The organism is Streptomyces sp. NPDC004561 (assembly GCF_053602155.1).
Genome location: NZ_JBSGDB010000578.1, coordinates 1 through 5072, shown reverse-complemented (window position 1 = coordinate 5072; position 5072 = coordinate 1). Strand labels below are relative to the sequence as shown.

Sequence of the window (5072 nt, the reverse complement as noted above, 5' to 3'; positions counted from 1 at the left end):
GCTCCTCCCCCTCCTCGGCGCACTGATCGTCGCCGCTCCCACGCCCGCCCAGGCGGCCGGGAGCAGCGGCAACCTGATCGTCAACGGCGATGCGGAGAGCGGCGGTTACTGCACCGACGACTGGTCCGCCGCCGACACCGTGCCCGGCTGGACCACCGAGGCCGGCGGCCCGGACGTCATGTGCCACTCCGTGGCCTCCTTCGGGCTGCCCGGCGACGGCGGGACACCCGGCAAGGCCTTCTTCGGGCCCGGCGATTTCGGTGACGGCGCCATGACGCAGACCGTGGACGTCTCCTCGGCGGCCGCGGCCGTCGACGGCGGCGGTGTGCACTACGACCTCTCCGGCTGGCTCGGCGGCTGGACCACCTACGGCGGCCACGTCGCCGTCGCCCTGCACTTCCACGACGCGAACGGCCGCCCGCTCGGCGCCACCCCCAAGCTACCGACCGTCTCCGCGAGCGACCGGGGCCTGGCCACCAAGTTCCTCTCGCGCGGCACCACCGGCGCGGTCCCGGCCGGGACGAGGTCCATCCAGGTCGAGGTGCAGTTCCTGGACACGAGCCACGAGACCGGCTACCTCGACAACCTGTCCCTCACCCTGGACACCCCGGTCGCCGCACCCGCCCCACTGGCCCCGCCCGTCTCCAAGGTTCCGGGCTACGACCACGTGTTCATGGTCATGATGGAGAACACCGACTACTCCGAGGTCATGAACGACCCGGCCGACACGCCGTACATGCACAGCCTGACGTCCCAGGGCGCCACGCTCACCGACTCCCACGGCGTCTACCACCCGAGCGACGAGAACTACCTCGCCATCGCGGGCGGCGACACCTACGCCAAGGGCGCCACCTACTTCCCGAACATCAACTCCCCGCAGCGCAACCTCGGCGACACCCTGGAGGCGGCCGGCAAGTCCTGGAAGACCTACGAGCAGGGCATGGGCACCCCCTGCAACACCAAGAACAACAACGACAGTTACTACGAACCCGACGACGCCCCCTTCATCAACTACACGGACGTCAGCGGCAACGCCTCCCGCTGCGCGGCCCACCTCTTCGACACCACGCAGCTGACCACCGACCTGAAGTCGGCCTCGACCACGCCGAACTTCTCCTGGATCGCCGCCGACGACTACTACGACGGCGAGGCCTCCGGCAACGGCAGCCCCACCAGCCTCAAGACGCAGGACGGCTGGCTGAAGCAGACCCTCGCCCCGGTCCTCTCCTCGCCGGCGTGGACCCAGCAGCGCTCGCTGCTCGTCCTGACCTGGGACGAGAGCCAGAGCGAGGGCTACAACCACGTGGTCACCACGGCCGTCGGCTCCCAGGGCACCGTCCCGGCCGGCACCAGCAGCCCGAGCCACTACGACCACTACGGCGTCGCCCGCACCGTCGAGTCGGCTCTCGGGCTGCCCGGGCTCACCGCCAACGACACGTACGCGACCCCCCTCAACGCGGCGTTCGCGCCGTCCACCGCGACGACGCCGACGCTCACCGGCAACCTGAACGCGGTCGCGAACGGCGGCAACGTCACCTTCCGCTACTCCGTGCCGTCCGCCGCGCAGGCCGGTGCGAAGAACTGGATCGGCATCTACCCGGCGGGCGTCGCGCCCGGCAACCAGTCCTCGCTCACCTGGGCCTACGCCCCCAACGCCAGCGGCGCCCTGACCTTCCCCACCGGCAAGCTGAACGGTGCGGGCACGTACGACGTGTACTACCTCGCCGACGACGGCTACTCGGTCCTCGCCGGACCTTTCTCCCTGACCGTCGGCTGACGAACCGGACCGGACCGGGCCCGCGCCGTCGCGCGGGCCCGGTCGCCGTCCTCCGCTCCGGGCGTCACAGCCCCATGGCGATGGCCACGCGGGTCAGCTCGGCGGTGTTGGTGATGTTGAACTTGGCCCGGATCCGGCGCAGATAGGCGTCCACGGTGTGGGTGGACAGTCCCATGTGGCGGGCCGTCTGCAGGTAGGTGCGTCCGGCGGCGATGTGCCGGAGCGTCTCCCGCTCGCGCGGTGCCAGCGCGGGGGCCTCGGTGTGTGGCGTGGCGAGAGTGGCGCTCATGGGGTCTCCTCAGGGAGCGGAGAGGCATCGGGCCGTTTGGGGCGATTTGCCCTCGTTTCAATAGACTGCGAGCCCGACGTCATGGCGCTGTCCGCCGACTGTCACAGGCGCGTCACAGGGCCGAAGCGCTGGTTTGAGAGGCCCTGACGAGCCATCCCATCTTGGGTGTGCTCGCCTGGTTCCTGGCCGTCACCGCTCCGTGCCGGGCGCTCACGCCACCGCCTGGCGCGCCGTCCTCTCCACCAGGGAGATGCCGTCGGCCATGGTGGTGCTGCCGTTGGACAGGACCGCGACCAGGAGGCGGTGGCCGCCGAGGGTGACCTGGCCGACGCTGTTGACGTCCCAGAGGCCGGTGGTGTTGCGCTGGAGCCAGCCGTTCTTCAGCGCCTTCTGCGCGCCGGAGCCGTTCACCGCGGAGACCCCCCATGTCTGCTCGGGGACGACCTGGCGCATCAGGGTGCGGATGTAGGCGCGGGACTCCGCGTTCAGCGGGGCGGACCCCGTGCTCGCGGCGCCGTCGTCGAACACGGACCGCAGCAGCCGTATCTGGTCGCTCGCGGTCGTCCGGGTCAGTCCCCACCTGCCGCCGGCGCCAGGCGTCGTCGAGGTCAGTCCCAGCCGCTTGTTGGCCGCCGCGAGACCGGGCGCCCGGCCGATCGCCCGCCACAGGGCGTCGGCCGAATCGTTGTCGCTGCGCCGGATCATCGGCTCGGCGTGTCCCCGCTCCTCCGCGGTGAGAGCCCGCTTCGAGTCCTGCGCCTGGAGCAGCAGCGTCGCCAGGATGTCGACCTTGACGATGCTGGCGGTGTCGTAGGCGGTGTCCTCGCCGCGCACCACGGGAGCGCGGTCGTCCGCGTCCAGGTCGAGCACGGCCGCCGTGGCGCGCGCGGGCTTCGCCGGGGAGGGCGCGGTCGCGGCCGCGGCCGCCGGTACGCCGGCGCTGAGCAGGGCGGCCACCGAGGCCAGGAGGACGCCGGCGTTGCGGCGCGCGGTGTGGGAAAGCTGGGACGACATGGGTCACGAACGTAGACAAAACACGTCCGGCGCGAAGTGGCTGCCATCACTCCGACCCCCTGTTCGACCCGGATTGTGAGAAGTCCCACCGCCTGGCGCAATGCGGCGCACCGGTTGCCCCCGCGGCGGCGTGTACGCGTAGCCGGGCTCCGGCCCTCGCCTATCGTCGGCCAGACACCGACATCCGGAGTGATTATGGAAAAAACGGATGAATTGGTTGGCGTGACGGAGGATGTGGCGGTCGTACCCGTCACCACGCCCGTGCGCCGAATCCGGCCGTGGCCCCTCGGCGCGGCCGTCGGGAGCGCGGTCGGTGCCGCGGCCGTGCTCCTCCTCGCCGGTACGCAGTGGCCGAACCAGCCGGCGGTCCAGGCCTGGCGCACCGTCTGCCTGGCCATCACCGTCCAGGCGCTCCCCTTCCTCCTTCTGGGCACCGTCCTCTCCGGCGCCATCAACGCCTTCGTGCCGGCCGACCTGTTCACCAGGGTGCTGCCCAAGCGGGCGGCGCTCGCCGTGCCGGTCGCGGGCGTCGCGGGCGCGGTGCTGCCGGGCTGCGAGTGCGCCTCCGTCCCCGTGGCCAACAGCCTCATCCGCCGGGGCGTCACTCCGGCCGCCGCCTTCGCCTTCCTGCTCTCGGCGCCCGCCATCAACCCCGTCGTGCTCACGGCCACCGCCGTCGCCTTCCCGGGCAGCCCCGCGATGGTCGCCGCCCGGCTGCTCGCCTCGCTCGGCACGGCGGCCGTGATGGGCTGGCTGTGGCTCTGGCTGGGCAAGGAGGAGTGGCTGCGCCCCGTCCTGCGCCACCGGCACACCGGGCACGAGCACGGCCGCAGCCGCTGGACCGAGTTCCGGCTTGGCTTCCAGCACGACTTCCTGCACGCCGGCGGCTTCCTCGTGCTCGGCGCCATGGCCGCCGCCACCTTCAACGTCGCCGTGCCGCGCTCCGTCCTCGGCGCCTTCTCCGGCACGCCCTGGCTCTCGGTGCTCTTCCTCGCCGGCCTCGCCGTGCTGCTGGCGGTCTGCTCGGAGGCCGACGCGTTCGTCGCCGCCTCGCTGACCGGCTTCTCGCCGACCGCCCGGCTCGCGTTCATGGTGGTCGGCCCCATGGTCGACCTGAAGCTCATCGCCCTTCAGGCGGGCACCTTCGGCCGCGCCTTCGCCTGGCGGTTCTCCAGCGCGACCACCGTCGTGGCGGTCGCCGCCAGCGTCCTGATCGGAGGCGCCCTGCTGTGAGACGTCCCGTACAGACCCTGCTGCTGACGCTGACCGGCATCGGCCTGCTGCACATCGCCCTCTTCACCGACACCTACCTGCGCTACGTCAAGGCCGGCCTGCGCCTCCCGCTCATCGCCTCCGGAGCGGTCCTGCTGCTGCTCGGCCTCGCGGCGGCGGTGTCCCGGGGCAGGGAGCGGCACGCCCCGCACGACGACCACGGCCACGACCACTCCGGCACCCCCCGGGTCGCCTGGCTCCTCTTCCTCCCCGCGCTGAGCCTGCTCCTGTGGACCCCGCCCGCACTCGGCGCGTACACCGCCGCACGCTCGAACCCCAAGCCGGTCGCGGTGCAGAAGAAAGGATTCGCCGCGCTGCCCGCGACCTCGCCGCTGCCGCTGACCCTCACGGAGTTCACCAAGCGCGTCCAGCAGGACCGCAGCCGCGCCATCCAGAGCCGTACCGTCCGGCTGACCGGCTTCGTCACCCCGGACGCGCAGGACGACGGCTGGTACCTGACCCGCATCATCTTCACCTGCTGCGCGGCCGACTCCCAGACCGTCAAGGTCCGGATGTACGGCGGCGACGCACCCCCCGCCGACACCTGGCTGGCGGTGACCGGCACCTGGCATTCCCAGGGCGACCTCGGCACGCGGACGGCGGAGGCGGCGCTCGACGTACGGGAGACCCGGCCCATCGCCCAGCCGGTGAACGCCGGGTCAGCATCGGGGACAGGGCGCGCGTGGTCGTCTTGTCCCGGACCGGCAGCGGCGGCGGCAT

General features: G+C 72.1%; 5 protein-coding genes. 3 read left to right on the top strand and 2 right to left on the bottom strand.

What is annotated here, in order from left to right; genetic code table 11:
• Window positions 1–1777: alkaline phosphatase family protein (locus tag ACWEN3_RS41140; RefSeq protein ID WP_452982238.1), on the top strand; the 1777-nt coding region annotated here is incomplete at its 5' end.
• Between the two features lie 64 nt (window positions 1778–1841).
• Here ACWEN3_RS41140 and ACWEN3_RS41135 read toward each other — a convergent pair.
• A complete protein-coding gene (locus tag ACWEN3_RS41135; RefSeq protein ID WP_452982235.1) occupies window positions 1842–2066 on the bottom strand; it encodes a response regulator transcription factor in 225 nt (74 codons plus the stop codon).
• Between the two features lie 210 nt (window positions 2067–2276).
• Window positions 2277–3080 (bottom strand): serine hydrolase, encoded by an 804-nt coding sequence (locus tag ACWEN3_RS41130; protein ID WP_452982232.1) that lies wholly within the window; start codon window positions 3078–3080, stop codon window positions 2277–2279.
• Between the two features lie 195 nt (window positions 3081–3275).
• Here ACWEN3_RS41130 and ACWEN3_RS41125 point away from each other — a divergent pair, with 195 nt between their 5' ends.
• Together ACWEN3_RS41125 and ACWEN3_RS41120 are read left to right on the top strand one after the other, a co-directional pair.
• Window positions 3276–4313, top strand: coding sequence for a permease (locus tag ACWEN3_RS41125; protein WP_452982230.1), 1038 nt, complete (start codon window positions 3276–3278; stop codon window positions 4311–4313).
• Window positions 4310–5072, top strand: a 763-nt coding sequence (locus ACWEN3_RS41120; RefSeq protein ID WP_452982227.1) for a TIGR03943 family putative permease subunit, incomplete at its 3' end; no start/stop codon positions are given. The genes ACWEN3_RS41125 and ACWEN3_RS41120, both read left to right, overlap by 4 nt.

Excerpts from the sequence above, each read along its gene's own strand:
- ACWEN3_RS41125 (WP_452982230.1), top strand. The coding sequence starts at position 3,276 with ATGGAAAAAACGGATGAATTGGTTGGCGTGACGGAGGATGTGGCGGTC.
- ACWEN3_RS41130 (WP_452982232.1), bottom strand. The coding sequence starts at position 3,080 with ATGTCGTCCCAGCTTTCCCACACCGCGCGCCGCAACGCCGGCGTCCTC.
- ACWEN3_RS41135 (WP_452982235.1), bottom strand. The coding sequence starts at position 2,066 with ATGAGCGCCACTCTCGCCACGCCACACACCGAGGCCCCCGCGCTGGCA.